Genomic DNA, 13,392 nt, shown 5'->3' with positions numbered 1-13,392 from the left:
CCGACACCTCAACGAGCAAGCCGATCCAGACCTGACCACTCGCGAGGGATACGAACGGGGTGTTCGTCCGCAACGGGAAACGGGCGTTGCCCCCTGAACCTGGACACTTGAACCTTGGATCGATGGTCCGGGGAGATCAGCAGTCCCCTGACAGATGGTGAACGAGCACTACCCCTGCGCAGTCCAAGGCCGACGCGTGGCATTGTGACCGCTGGGTCCGCGCCGATGATCAACGGACGGGCCTTCGCCGCCGCCTGCCAGACGGCCGGCGCGCGACAGTCGATGAGCGCGGTCGGTAGCTCCGCCGACAACGCCGCCGCCAAGTCGTTCGACGCCACCTTCAAACGCGAACCGCCGCTTGCACGGCGAGCTCGGGCACGTGCCACCCGCCGAACACGAGGCACTGCACGCGATGACCCACCCGGTCACCGCACCCCTGAAAACCAGCTGACCAACTCTCCACCAAACCCGGGGCTTGACTACCCGCCCGTTGGCACTGGGGCAGGTCTTGCAGCCGCCGGGCAGCCGAGATGGGCAGGAAAGACGTATGTCCATGCGTTGACGCCCCCTGCAAGGCGCTTGTAACATTTCCGAAACCTTTCAGAGCCGCGGCAAGAAGCGGCACCGCAATCCTGGCGCGTCCACCATCCGTCCCCCGTACCCCCGTCAGGAGTTCAGGATGTTTCGACGTCGACGCCATTCGGCGCTGCTGGCCGTGGGCCTGCTCGCCGGCCTGCTCGCGCCGGTCACCGTGGCGGCTCCCCCGGCCGCCGCGACCCCGTCCGGCAGCAAGAAGGTCGTCGCCAATCTCTGGGAATGGAACTGGTCCTCGGTGGCCAGCGAGTGCACCACCGTGCTCGGCCCCATGGGCTACGGGTACGTCCAGGTCTCCCCACCACAGGAGCACGTCCGGGGCAACCAGTGGTGGGTGGCCTACCAGCCGGTCAGCTACCGGATCGAGTCGCGCAAGGGCACCCGGGCGCAGTTCCAGTCCATGGTGAACACCTGCCACGCCGCCGGGGTCAAGGTGATCGTGGACGCGGTGGTCAACCACATGTCCGGCCAGGACGCGGGCGGGACCGGCTGGGCCGGCTCGTCGTACCAGCATTACGACTACCCGGGCGTCTACCAGTCCCAGGACTTTCACCATTGTGGACGCAACGGCGACGACGACATCGCCAACTACGGCGACCGTTACGAGGTGCAGAACTGCGAGCTGGTCAACCTCGCCGACCTGAAGACCGAGTCGGACTACGTCCGGAGGCGGATCGCGGCGTACCTCAACGACCTGCTCTCCCTCGGCGTGGACGGCTTCCGGATGGACGCCAGCAAGCACATGCCGGCAGCCGACATCACGGCGATCAAGGGCAAGCTCTCCCGCCCGGCGTACATCGTGCAGGAGGTCATCTACGGCGCGGGTGAGCCGGTCCTGCCGACCGAGTACACCGGCAACGGCGACGTGCACGAGTTCCGCTACGGCAAGGACCTGGCCCGGGTGTTCCGCTCCGAGCGGCTGGCGTACCTGAGGAACTTCGGCGAGGGCTGGGGCCACCTGCCCGGCGGCGTGGCGGCGGTCTTCGTGGACAACCACGACACCCAGCGGGACGTCGGCGGCGTGCTCACCTACCAGGACCGGGGCATCTACGCGCTGGCCAACGCCTTCATGCTGGCCTGGCCGTACGGGTCGCCGTCGGTGATGTCCAGCTACACCTTCACCGACCGGGACGCCGGGCCGCCCTCGGACGCCACCAACAAGACCCTGAACACCACCTGCTACTCCGGCTGGGAGTGCGAGCACCGCTGGCCGGTCATCGCCAACATGGTCGGCTTCCGCAACGCCACCGAGGGTACCGGCGTCTCGAACTGGTGGGACAACGGCTACCAGCACATCGCGTTCAGCCGGACCGGCAAGGGCTTCATCACCATCAACGACGAGGACTTCGCGGTCAACGGCCGCTCCTACCAGACCGGCCTGCCCGCCGGCCGGTACTGCGACGTCATCCACGGCACCCTGAGCAACGGCTCGTGCAGCGGCCCGGTGGTCACCGTCGACTCCGCCGGCTGGTTCGCCGCGAACGTCGCGGCCCACGACGCGATCGCCATCCATGTGGGCGCTCGACTGTCCTAGCGTCACCGGCACGCGGACCACCGGGGGCGGCATCCGGAAATCCTCTCCCCGCATCGGCGCGGGAGAGGGCTCCGCCGGTCGGTTCCGCTGGCCGACGCCTCGACCCCGACCCCCGTCCCGGTCGCCCCGTCCCCGACGCCCCACGCGGCCCCGACCGTCGGCCCGCTTTCGCCGCCCACACCGAGCCGGATCCCGGTCCCTGCGCCCGCGCCGGAGGACCTCCCCGTTGTCACCTACCGGTCGCCACCGGACGGGTTCCCCGCCGACCCGGACCCGCTCGACACCACACCACTGGTCGAGCGCATCCGTCCCCTGCGGCGGCTTACCGCGCATACCGCGCCGGGTGGTCGTCCGCTGGCCTTCAGGTCACCCCGCTCGGACGGACCTTCGTGCTGGCCCGCACCCCACCCGCCGAGACGGCGTTCGGCGGGGTGGACGCGGTGGTGGTGGTCGAGCGGCTGTCCACGTCCCGCTGACCACCCGGGGCGGCGTCCGGCCGGAATGCTCCGCGCCCGATGGGGTATCCGTCCGCCCATGAGGGCGAGTTTCCGGCTCGGCCGGGTCGCCGGCGTGCCCGTCGGCGTCAACTGGAGCGTCCTGGTCATCTTCGCGTTGATCGCCTGGGGGCTGGCCGCGCGACAGTTTCCGCGCGCCTACCCAGGGGAGCCGCTCTGGGCGTACGTGCTCGCCGGGCTCGCCGCAGCGGTGGTCTTCTTCGCCGGCCTGCTCGCCCACGAGGTCGCCCACGCGGTGGTGGCCCGTCGCAACGGGCTAGGGGTCGAGGGCATCACGCTCTGGCTGTTCGGCGGGGTCTCCGAACTGAAAGGTGAAGCGCCCGACCCGGGCGCGGAACTGCGCATCGCCGGCATCGGGCCGCTGGTCAGCCTGATCATCGGCGTCCTCTTCGGCGGCGCCGCCGTCGCGCTCGCCCTCACCGGGCAGCGTGGGCTGCCGGTGGGCGCGCTCTCCTGGCTGGCCGGGATCAACCTCCTGCTCGCCATCTTCAACGTGCTGCCGGCCGCCCCGCTCGACGGCGGACGGCTGCTGCGGGCCGCGGTGTGGAAGGCCACCGGCGACCGGACCCGCGCCTCGGTGGTGGCGGCCCGCGCCGGCTGGGTGCTGGGCGCGCTGCTGATCGGGCTGGGCCTCTGGCAGTTCCTGGTCGGGGCCGGCATCGGCGGGCTCTGGCTGGTGCTGATCGGCTGGTTCCTGATCGGGGCCGCGACCATGGAGGAACGGCAGGCCCGGGTCGGCTCGGCGCTGCGCGGCGTACGGGTCGCCGACGTGATGACCCCGCAACCGCAGACCGCCTCGGCGGAGATGACCGTCGGCGACTTCGTCGACCACTACCTCTTCGCGTACCGGCACTCGGCGCTGCCGCTGACCGAGGACGGGCAACCGGTCGGCCTGGTCACCCTGGACCGGGTCCGGCACGTCGCGGCCGATCGACGCGGCGCGACCACCCTCGCCGAGGTGGCCTGCCGCGCCGACGAGCTGGTGCTGGCCCAGCCCGAGGAACCGTTGACCGACCTGCTCCCCCGGCTGAGCGAGTGCGCCGACGGCCGGGCTCTGGTGGTGGTCGACGGGCGGCTGGTCGGGATCGTCTCGCCCAGCGACATCAGCCGGGCGGTGCAGCGCAGCAGCATGCGCGAGCAGCTCGCCGCCCCGCGGTGACGCCGCCCGCCGGGACGGGCGGGACGGGCGGTCAGCCGGGCGGGCGGTCAGCCGGTGCGGGTGGGGCGGCGGACGGGGCGGCGGTCCAGCCACCACTGCGCGGCCAGCAGCGGAAGCGTCCAGCCGAGCCAGGCGGTCGCCCCCGCGACCATCCAACTCATCAGCTTCTCGTCACCGTGGAAGGTGGTCTCCAGTTGCGGGTGCAGCAGCAGGAAGAAGACCACGCCCCAGATCCGGTTCGTGATGATCGACACGGTCAGCGCGAAGCTCCGGACCATCCACCGGCGGTGGTCGGCGAACCGGCGCTGCCGGGCCCGCCGCCAGCCGACGATCGTGCAGATCAGCCAGAGGGGGGCCAGCACCACACCGCTGACCCGCGCCACCGGCCCGAACGGGGTCACCGCGCCGAGGTAGAAACCGATCACCCCGGCGGGGAGCACCCCGGCGAAGACGTAGATCCGGCCGATCCGGCGGTGGGCGGCCGGGAAGCGTTGCCGGAACCAGCAGGCCAGCGTGGCGACCGAGGCGAAGAGGACGTGCGCGACCAGCAGCGGGTGGTAGAGGGGCACCCCCTCCGGCGGCGTGATCCGCGACTGCTCCGGGTCGAGGCTCAGGTACGGGGGCAGGGAGAAGGCCACGAACAGCACCAGCACCACCCCCAGAGGTGCCATCCAGGGGCGACGCCACCACCGGCGGGCCGGTGGCCGGGGCGCGTCTGCTCCGTCCGGGACCGGGGTCCGGTCCGGGCGGCATCGGGGCGGTCTGCGTCGTAGCGGCGTCGGCCACAGCCGGCTCCTCGTCGACAGGGAACGGTGTGCTGCCGCCGAGGGTGGTCGGCCACGCTGACCGGACGCGCACCGGATGCTGACCGGACGCGCTGCCGCCGGTCAGCGCGGCGTACGCCGGGCGGGTGGGCCGCGTACCACGTCGACGGCGGGCCGCCCCGCCTGCCGGACGCGGGCGTGCCGCGTAGGCGGTGGCACGTGGCGGTCAGGTCCGGATCAGGGCCCGCAGGGCGGCCCGGCCCTCGGTGTGACTGAGCGCGGCACCCCGGGCGAGGGCGGCGACGTAGCCGGCCTCGCCGAGCGCCGCCCGCGCACCGTCGACCACCACGGCCACGTCCCGGCAGGCGGTCACCCGCAGGCCGCGTACCGCGGTGGCCACCCCGAGCAGCCACGCCGCCCGCTCGGCTGCCCCCTCCGCCAGCAGCACCCCGGCCAGCCCCTCGGCCGCGTCGGCATCGGTCGACCCGTTGTGCCGGCGGAGGGCCGCGTCGAGCGCCTCCCGGTGCCGTCGGCGGGCCTCGGCGGGATCGTCCCCGGCCTGCGCCACCCGGCCCAGCGCGGTCAACGCGGCGACCCGGACCTCGGCGTCCGTCCATCCCGCCGAGACCCGGGCCAGCGTCTCCGTCTGCCACCGACGCGCCTCCGCCAGGTCACCGGCCAATCGGGCCACCTCACCGAGGCCCCACGCGATCTGCGCCGCCGTCGTCGACATGCCGCCACGGCGGACGAGATCGACGGCCCGCTCGTACTCGGCCCGGGCGGCGTCGGCGTCACCGGCCCGCAGCAGCCGCTCGGCCCGCCGGCAGTGCAGGTCCGCCACCTCCTCGTAGGCGTCGAGTTGCCGGACCAGTTCCAGAGCCTCGTCACGCAGGGCGAGGCCCTCGTCGTCCGCGCCGCGCCAGGCGGCGATGGTCGCCAGCCCGTCCAGCGCCTGCGACACGCCCCACCGGTCGCCCACCGACCGGAACCCGGCCAACGCCTGCCGTAGCTCCGACTCGGCCGTGTCGACGATGCCCTGGAACAGGGCGAGGAAGCCGTTGCCGAAGTGGCCGAGCGCCTGCGACCACGGGTCCGCGCCGATCAGCCGCCTGCGCCGGGGCAGCTCCGCGCCCGGGCGGTCCGGCGAACTGTGCCCAGAGGACGTTGAGGAACGGCTGCCGGGGCGGGCGGTCCATCGCGTCCATCAGGGCGGTCGCCCGTCGTACGTGGTCGGACAGCCCGGCACCGGCACCGCCGGACACGGCGTACACCACGCAGAGCACGTACTCCTCGGCCAGCCCGTCGGGGGATTCCGCGCCGACCGCGCGCAGCAACTGCTCCGCCAGCGGCGCGATCTCGCCGCGCAGGCCACGCAGATACCAGTAGGCGCTCAGCGCGCCGACCAGCCGCATCGCCAGCGGCGGGTCGGCGGCGACCGCCCAGCGCAGGGCGGCGTCCAGGTTACGGTGTTCGGCACGGAGCCGGTGCAGCCAGTCCACCTGCTCCTCCCGGCGCAGGTAGCCGTCCGCCGTCGCGGCCAGGCGGAGGAAGTACGCGGCATGCGCCCGACGGAGAAGATCGTCTTCGCCGGCCTCGACGAGCCGCTCGGCACCGAAACTCCGCACCGTCTCCAGCATCCGGTACCGGCCGGCGGTGTGTTCGAGCAACGACCGGTCCACCAACGCGGCGAGCAGTTCGGCGGTGTCCGGCCCGCGCCGGGTGGTTGCAGGGGGCCCTTCCTCCTCAGAAAGCGGTAGCAGGGGACCCCTGCTACCACCGCAGACCTGCTCGGCCGCGGAGACCGTCTCCCCGCCCGCGAAGACGGTCAGCCGGCGCAGGAGTCGCCGTTGCGCGTCGTCGAGCAGGTCCCAGCTCCAGCGGACCACGGCGTGCAGCGTCTGGTGCCGGAGCGCGGCGGTCCGGTCACCCCGGGAGAGCAGCCGGAAGCGGTCGTCCAGCCGGGACGCCACCTCGGCCAGCGGCAGGGCACGCACCCGGACCGCCGCCAGCTCGATCGCCAGGGGCAGGCCGTCCAGTGCGGCGCAGATACGCCGTACCGTGTCGACGGTGCCGCTGTCGAGGACGAAGTCCGGACGTACCGCGCCGGCCCGGTCGGCGAAGAGGCGCATCGCCGGGGCGGTGACGGCGGTCCCGGGCGGCACCTCCCGGTTCGGCACGGGCAGCGGGGCCAGCGGGCAGAGCAGTTCCCCGGTGAGGCCGAGCGGCTCCCGGCTGGTGGCCAGTATCCGCAGGTCGGGGCAGGCGGCGAGGAGACGGCGTACGACCGGCGCGGCGTCGCCGACGAGGTGCTCGCAGTTGTCGAGCACGAGCAGCATCCGCCGGTCCGACAGCGCGGTGACCAGGCGGGCCACCGCCGGATCGGCACCGCCGGAGGGCACACCGACGGCGGACGACCCGCCGGCACCGGACAGGCCGCCGGCTGGGCCGGTAGCAGGCCGACCGGCATCGGGTGGGCCGGACATCGGTACACGGTTCACGCCGGGCAGGCCGAGCCCCGACTCGCGCAGGCCCAACGCGTCGAGCAGGACGGGCGCGACCCGCGCGCCGGAGGGCAGCGGAGCGAGATCGACGAAGCAGGTCTCACCGGTACGCCGTCCGGCCGCCGCGACCGCGAGCCTGGTCTTGCCGACCCCACCCGGTCCGGTGACGGTGACCAGCCGCCCGGCGTCGAGCAGTCCCGCCACCCGGGCCAGGTCGTCCTCCCGGCCGACGAAGCTGCTCAGCTGGGCCGGAAGCCGGGCCGGCGGCGGGGACACCCGGTCGTCGCGCTCGTCGCGCAGTACCGCCAGGTGCACTGCGGCCAGCTCGGCGGAGGGTTCGACGCCGAGTTCCCCGGCGAGCGTACGGCGCAGGTCGGCGTAGACCCGCAGCGCCTCGGCGGACCGGCCGGCGGCGTGCAGCGACCGCATGAGCTGCCCACGGGGGCGTTCCCGCAGCGGGTGGCGGGCGACCACCTCGCCCAGTGCGACGATCGGTGCGTCCGGGTTCCCGGCGGCAAGGGCCGCCTCGGCGTACTCCTCCACGATGCCCAGCCGCAGCTCGGTCAGGCGGGCGATCTGCGCGGCGGCGAACGGTGCGGCGGCCACGTCGGTGAGTGGCTCGCCCCGCCAGAGCGTGAGCGCCTCACCGAGCAGGGCCACCGCCCGCGCCGGGGCCCCGGCGGCGAGGGCCTGCCGACCGGCCCGGCCGAGCCGGACGACCCGGTGCACGTCGACGTCCTCCCGGTCGACGGCGAGCCGGTACCCGGCCGGGTGCGCCTCGACCAGCGGCGCGGTGCCGGCGTCGCGCAGCGCCCGGCGCAGCCGGGACACCTGGGACTGGAGCGCGTTCGCCGCGCCGACCGGCGGGTGTTCGCCGTGCAGCCCGTCGATCAGGCGGCTGGTGGTGACCACCCGGCCGGCGTCGAGCAGGAGCAGGGCGAGCAGGGCCCGCAACTGCCGCCCGCCCAGGGGCACGGACGTCCCGTCGACGGTACGCGCCTCGACCGGGCCCAGGATGCCGAAGAACACGGCCCCGATTCTGGCGTACCCGGTCCCGGCCGCCTGCGGCGTCGTACGCCCTCAGCGCGGAAGGTAGCGCTCCAGCAGGTCGTTGCGGAACTTGCCGGTCGGGTCGGCGGCGACGGTCGCGGCGACCGCGTCGGCGAACCGGGGATAGGCGGCGGCCACCGCCGTCGGGGTGAGCCCGAAGACCTTCCCCCAGTGCGGACGGGGCGCGAACGGGGCCAGCCGTTCCTCGACGGCTGCCACCACCGGGGCGACCGCCACGGCGTCGGCGATCCAGGTGAAGTGGATCGAGCACGTGTCCCGGTCGTACTGCGGGCTCAGCCAGAGCCGGGTCGGCGGCGACCGTCCGCAGCTCGCAGATCTGCAACACCGACGCGATCCGGTCGCGGACGCCGTCCAGCGCGGCCAGTGCCTCGACCGCCGCCGCCCTCGGCACGTGGTACTCCGACTGCAACTCCGCGCCACTGCTCGGGGTGAAGCCGGGCCGGAAGTGCGGCAGCCGCTCGTACCAGGGTCCGGGCACCCCGAGCTGCGCGGTGCAGGGGTCGGCGGACAAGCCCGGCACCGGGTGCTGCGGCGCGTCGGCCGCCCTCGCGCCGAGCCACCGGGCCGGCGGCGGCTCCTGGTCAACCAGCTGCTTGCGCCACACCTGGTCGAAACCGGTCCCCCGCCAGCTGGTGAAGAGGCTGACGCTGTACGCCGAGGCCAACGCCTCGTCCATCGCCTCACGGGGCAGGTCCAGGTGGACGTACTGGCGCATCTCGAAAGCCGGCACCAGCGCCAGGGTGAGCCGGGTGACCACCCCGAACGCGCCGAGACCGACCACCAGGGCGGCGAAACGTCCGTCGGAGGAGTCCACCCGGACCAGGGCACCGTCGGCGGTGACCAGTTCCACCGCGACGACCGACGTGGCCAGGTTGCCGTTGCGCACGCCGGAGCCATGGGTGGCGGTGGCGACCGCCCCGGCGACCGAGATGTGCGGCAGGGAGGCCAGGTTCGCGCAGGCGTACCCCCGCTCGTGCAGGCGTTCCGCGACCTCGCCATAGCGGAGGCCGGCCGCCACCGTCGCGGTGCCTGCGGCCGGGTCGACCTCGACGGTGGGCGGCAGGCCGTCCACCGCGACCAGGTCGCCGCTGGTGTCGGCGAGGAGGTTGAAGGAGTGCCGGCTGCCGACCGCCCGGACCCGCCGGCTCGCCGCCACCAGATCGCGCAGCTCGTCGACCGAGGTGGGCCGGTGCCGGCGGGCCGCCGACCAGGTGACGTTGCAGGCCCAGTTCCGTGGGGGCACTCCGGTGTCCGGTCTGCCGCGCCCGTCCACTGCCATGACCTCTCCCCTCGGTCGTCGGCGTGCCCGGAGCCGGGACCGCCGCTGCCGTCGGCACCGGTGGTTGCCGCTGCCGTCGGCGTCCACGCCGGGTCGGCCACCGCGGCGACCGGCTCAGACGTGCGGCATGACCTCGGCGGCGACCAGGTCCAGGTGGTCGAGGTCGGCCAGATCCAACACCTGGAGGTAGATCCGCTGGCTGCCGACGGTCGCGTACCGGCCGATCGTGTCGACGATCTCGGCGGGCGAGCCGGCGAGTCCGTTCTCGCGCAGCTCGTCCGGGTCCCGGCCGATCGCCTCGGCCCGCCGCCGGACCTCCGCGTCGTTCCGGCCGCAGCACAGCACCAGCGCGTTGGACCAGCACAGCTCCGCCGGGTCCCGGCCGATCGCCGCACAGGCGTCGCGGACCCGGCCGAACTGCGCGGCGGTGTCGTCGACCGCGACGAAGGGCAGGTTGAACTCGTCGGCGAAGCGGGCGGCGAGCCGGGGCGTACGCTTCGCACCCATCCCGCCGAGCAGGACCGGTGGCCGGGGCGACTGCACCGGCTTCGGCAGTGCCGGGGAACCGGTGAGGGTGTAGTACTTCCCGGAGAAGTCGAAGGTCTCCCCGGCCGGCGTCCGCCACAGGCCGGTGATGACCGCGAGCTGCTCCTCGAGCCGGTCGAACCGCTCGGCGAGCGGCGGGAACGGGATGCCGTACGCCTGGTGCTCCGCCTCGAACCAGCCGGTACCGACGCCGAACTCGACCCGGCCGCCACTCATCGCGTCCACCTGGGCCACGGTGATGGCGAGCGGGCCGGGAAGCCGGAAGGTGGCGGCGGTCATCAGTGTGCCGAGACGGATCCGGCTGGTCTCCCGGGCCAGCCCGGCCAGGGTCGTCCAGGCGTCGGTGGGGCCGGGTTCCCCGCTGACCCCGCCCATCTTCAGGTAGTGGTCGGAGCGGAAGAAGGCGGCGTAACCGGCGTCCTCCGCGCAGCGCGCCACGGCGAGCAGCTGGTCGTAGCTGGCCCCCTGCTGGGGTTCGGTGAAGACGCGCAGTTCCATGGACCCGAGCATAGGGAGCCGGCGGGCGCACCGGACGGGGTCCCGGTGGGCGGGCGCCGGGCCGCGCCCGCCCACCGGTGTCACGGCGACGCTCTCGCTGGCTGGAACGTCCGCAGTCGCAGGCTGTTGGAGACCACGAAGACCGAGGAGAGCGCCATCGCGGCACCGGCGATCATCGGGTTGAGCATGCCCACCATGGCCAGCGGCAGGGCGCAGAGGTTGTAGGCGAACGCCCAGAACAGGTTGCCCTTGATCACCCGAAGGGTGCCGCGGGAGAGGTGCAGGGCGTCCACCACCGCGAGCAGGTCCTCCCGGACCAGGGTCAGGTCCGACGCCTCGATGGCCACGTCGGTGCCGCTGCCCATCGCGATCCCCAGGTCGGCCTGGGCCAGCGCCGCCGCGTCGTTGACCCCGTCGCCGACCATGGCGACCGTCCGCCCTTCGGCCTGCAACTCCTTGATGATCTGCACCTTCTCGGCCGGCAGCACGTCGGCGATGACGTCGGCGATGCCGACCTCGGCCGCCACCGCCCGGGCCACCTTCTCGTTGTCCCCGGTGAGCAGCACCGGCACCAGGCGCAGGGCCTTCAGCTCGGCGACCGCCCGGACGCTGGTCTCCCGGACGGTGTCGGCCACCACGAAGACGCCCCGGACCGCACCCGCCCAACCGACCAGCACGGCGGTGCGACCGGCCGCCTCGGCCGCCTGTCGGGCCTCGTCGAGCGCGGGCGGGATCTCCAGCCCCGCCTCGGTGAGCAGCCGGGACCGCCCGACCAGGGTCGGCCGGTCGGCGACCGTGCCCCGGACGCCGAGCCCGGGGAGGTCGGCGAAGTCGGTGACCGGCAGCAGCAGCGCCGGGTCGCCGGCCCCGGCCACGATCGCCCGGGCCACCGGGTGGTCCGAGGCGGACTCCAGCGACGCGGCGACCCGCAGCACCTCGTCCCGTTCGGCGTCGGCGACCACCACGTCCAGCAGGCTCATCCGGCCGGTGGTGACGGTGCCGGTCTTGTCCAGCACGACGGTGTCCACCTGACGGCTGTTCTCCAGGATCTGCGGTCCCTTGATCAGCACTCCCAGCTGGGCACCCCGGTTCGTCCCGACCAGCAGGGCGGTGGGCGTGGCCAGGCCGAGCGCGCACGGACAGGCGATGATCAGAACGGCCACGGCGAAGGCGAAGGACGGCGAGCCCATCCCGGTGCCCAGCCAGAAGCCCAGCGTCCCGACGGCCAGCCCGATCACCACCGGGACGAACACCCCGGCCACCTGATCGGCCAGCCGCTGCACCGGCGCCTTGCCCGACTGCGCCTCCTCGACGAGCTTGGCCATCTGCGCGAGCTGCGTCTCGGCACCGACGCGGGTGGCGCGGACCACGAGCCGTCCGCTGCGGTTGACCGTCGCCCCGGCGACCTCGTCGCCCGGCGCGACCTCCACCGGTACGGACTCCCCGGTGAGCATCGACACGTCGACGGTGCCGTTGCCCTCCTCGACCACCCCGTCGGTGGCGATCTTCTCGCCGGGCCGGACGACGAACCGGTGCCCCACCACCACCCGGTCGATGGGCAACCGGACCTCCGCCCCGTTCTGCAGGACGGACGCCTCCTTCGCGCCCATCTGGAGCAGGGCACGCAGCGCGTCCCCGGCGCGACGCTTCGCCCGGGCCTCGAAGTAGCGGCCGCTGAGGATGAACATGGTGACCCCGGCGGCGACCTCCAGGTAGATGCTGGCCGCCCCGTCGGTCTGCGACACGCTGAGTGAGAACTCGTGCCGCATGCCCGGCGTGCCCGCGGTGCCGAGGAACAGCGCCCAGACCGACCAGCCGAACGCGGCCAGCGTCCCGAGCGAGACCAGGGTGTCCATGCTGGCCGCACCGTGGCGCAGGTTGACGAAGGCCGCGCGGTGCATCGGCCAGCCGCCGTAGACCACCACCGGGGCGGCCAGGGTCAGTGACAGCCACTGCCAGTAGGTGAACTGCCAGGCCGGCACCATGGCCAGCGCGATCACCGGCACGGAGAGCGCGATCGAGACCAGCAGCCGCTTCCGCGCGTCGTCCAGTGGGTCCGCCGGCGCGACGCCGCGGTCCACCTCCTCCGGCGGGGGCGGCACCTCGGCGGTGTAGCCGGCCTTGACCACCGTGGCGATGAGGTCCGCCGGGGTGAGGTCGTCGGGGAACGCGACGGTGGCCTTCTCCGTCGCGTAGTTGACCGTGGCGTGGACCCCGGGCAGCCGGTTGAGCTTCTTCTCGATCCGGCTCGCGCACGCCGCGCAGGTCATGCCGCCGATGACGAGGTCGATCCGGTTGGTCGCGGGGGACGCCTCGGGAGGCGTGGCGACGCTCATCGCGCCCCCTCCCCCGGTTGCCCGGCGGTGGCCACGGCCACCTGCCCGGTGGACATCATCATGTCGTGGCCCTCACCGCTCTCCGCCGGTGAACTGATCGGACCGATGAGCCGGCCGATGATCAGCATCACCGAAAAGACCACGAGCAGGACGAGCAGGTAGGTGCCGAGTCGCCAGATCGCGTTCATGACAGATCCTTTCCGGGAGAGCCCGACACGGTGGCGACCACCCTCGGATATGGACGGCACATCATGTTCCACACTCCAGCCCAGCGGGCTCCGGTGGCGGGGGCGTACCGCCCCCGCCACATCCGGCCGGTCCCGACGACACGGCACCCCCGACCCATTACCGTTACATTCCTAACTGATAATCCGCAGCTCGGATCCGGTCTCGGCGTCACGTACGCCGATCGCGCTGACGGGGCAGACCTCCGCCGCCGCGACGACCAGCGGATCGCCCTCCGGAACCACCTGCTCCACCGGCTCCGACCATCCGTCCACCAGCCGGAAGCGGTCGGGCGCGGTGGCCAGACACACCCCGGAGCCGATGCACGAGGAATCGACCTCCACCTTCCACTGTCGCGCAGTCATCGCCG

General features: G+C 73.4%; 9 protein-coding genes and 1 pseudogene. 2 read left to right on the top strand and 8 right to left on the bottom strand.

Translation table 11 applies throughout. The features are described from left to right. Window positions 1-679 precede the first annotated feature (679 nt). Together GA0074694_RS16640 and GA0074694_RS16635 are read left to right on the top strand one after the other, a co-directional pair. Complete coding sequence (locus GA0074694_RS16640; protein WP_091459563.1) at window positions 680-2,128, top strand: alpha-amylase; 1,449 nt, start codon at window positions 680-682, stop codon at window positions 2,126-2,128. A 534-nt stretch (window positions 2,129-2,662) separates the two neighbouring features. Then, on the top strand, window positions 2,663-3,802 hold the full coding sequence (locus tag GA0074694_RS16635; protein WP_091459562.1) for a site-2 protease family protein: 1,140 nt from the start codon (window positions 2,663-2,665) through the stop codon (window positions 3,800-3,802). A 47-nt stretch (window positions 3,803-3,849) separates the two neighbouring features. Here GA0074694_RS16635 and GA0074694_RS16630 read toward each other — a convergent pair whose 3' ends face one another. The 8 genes and pseudogenes from GA0074694_RS16630 to GA0074694_RS16595 all read right to left on the bottom strand — a co-directional run bounded on the left by GA0074694_RS16630 (window position 3,850) and on the right by GA0074694_RS16595 (window position 13,387). Then, complete coding sequence (locus GA0074694_RS16630; protein WP_091459561.1) at window positions 3,850-4,473, bottom strand: DUF2306 domain-containing protein; 624 nt, start codon at window positions 4,471-4,473, stop codon at window positions 3,850-3,852. 319 nt (window positions 4,474-4,792) lie between these two features. Then, window positions 4,793-5,527, bottom strand: coding sequence for a tetratricopeptide repeat protein (locus tag GA0074694_RS32960; protein WP_141714165.1), 735 nt, complete (start codon window positions 5,525-5,527; stop codon window positions 4,793-4,795). Then, on the bottom strand, window positions 5,451-8,096 hold the full coding sequence (locus GA0074694_RS16620; protein ID WP_091459559.1) for an AfsR/SARP family transcriptional regulator: 2,646 nt from the start codon (window positions 8,094-8,096) through the stop codon (window positions 5,451-5,453). The genes GA0074694_RS32960 and GA0074694_RS16620 overlap by 77 nt, the downstream gene beginning before the upstream one ends. A 51-nt stretch (window positions 8,097-8,147) precedes the next feature. Beyond that, window positions 8,148-9,417, bottom strand: a pseudogene (locus tag GA0074694_RS16615) (FAD-binding protein). A 114-nt stretch (window positions 9,418-9,531) separates the two neighbouring features. Beyond that, the gene (locus tag GA0074694_RS16610) at window positions 9,532-10,461 is read right to left on the bottom strand and encodes an LLM class F420-dependent oxidoreductase (RefSeq protein ID WP_091463321.1); all 930 of its coding nucleotides are present in this window, start codon (window positions 10,459-10,461) and stop codon (window positions 9,532-9,534) included. A gap of 80 nt (window positions 10,462-10,541) precedes the next feature. Next, complete coding sequence (locus GA0074694_RS16605; RefSeq protein WP_091459558.1) at window positions 10,542-12,797, bottom strand: heavy metal translocating P-type ATPase; 2,256 nt, start codon at window positions 12,795-12,797, stop codon at window positions 10,542-10,544. Continuing rightward, window positions 12,794-12,985 (bottom strand): hypothetical protein, encoded by a 192-nt coding sequence (locus GA0074694_RS16600; protein ID WP_091459557.1) that lies wholly within the window; start codon window positions 12,983-12,985, stop codon window positions 12,794-12,796. The genes GA0074694_RS16605 and GA0074694_RS16600 overlap by 4 nt, the downstream gene beginning before the upstream one ends. Window positions 12,986-13,156: 171 nt before the next feature. After that, window positions 13,157-13,387 carry a ferredoxin gene (locus tag GA0074694_RS16595; RefSeq protein ID WP_091459556.1) on the bottom strand — a complete coding sequence of 77 codons (231 nt, stop codon included), beginning with the start codon at window positions 13,385-13,387 and terminating at the stop codon, window positions 13,157-13,159. Between the last annotated feature and the right edge of the window lie 5 nt (window positions 13,388-13,392).

Origin of the sequence: Micromonospora inyonensis (assembly GCF_900091415.1) — a bacterium.
GTDB classification, from domain to species: Bacteria; Actinomycetota; Actinomycetes; order Mycobacteriales; family Micromonosporaceae; genus Micromonospora; species Micromonospora inyonensis.
The sequence above is the reverse complement of the archived record's forward strand: the minus strand, read 5'-3'. Positions and strand labels throughout refer to the sequence as shown.

What these genes read in the sequence shown, in the direction of transcription:
- GA0074694_RS16640 (WP_091459563.1), top strand. Translation starts at nt 680, where the DNA reads ATGTTTCGACGTCGACGCCATTCGGCGCTGCTGGCCGTGGGCCTGCTC.
- GA0074694_RS16635 (WP_091459562.1), top strand. Translation starts at nt 2,663, where the DNA reads ATGAGGGCGAGTTTCCGGCTCGGCCGGGTCGCCGGCGTGCCCGTCGGC.
- GA0074694_RS16630 (WP_091459561.1), bottom strand. Translation starts at nt 4,473, where the DNA reads ATGGCACCTCTGGGGGTGGTGCTGGTGCTGTTCGTGGCCTTCTCCCTG.
- GA0074694_RS16610 (WP_091463321.1), bottom strand. Translation starts at nt 10,461, where the DNA reads ATGGAACTGCGCGTCTTCACCGAACCCCAGCAGGGGGCCAGCTACGAC.
- GA0074694_RS16605 (WP_091459558.1), bottom strand. Translation starts at nt 12,797, where the DNA reads ATGAGCGTCGCCACGCCTCCCGAGGCGTCCCCCGCGACCAACCGGATC.
- GA0074694_RS16600 (WP_091459557.1), bottom strand. Translation starts at nt 12,985, where the DNA reads ATGAACGCGATCTGGCGACTCGGCACCTACCTGCTCGTCCTGCTCGTG.
- GA0074694_RS16595 (WP_091459556.1), bottom strand. Translation starts at nt 13,387, where the DNA reads ATGACTGCGCGACAGTGGAAGGTGGAGGTCGATTCCTCGTGCATCGGC.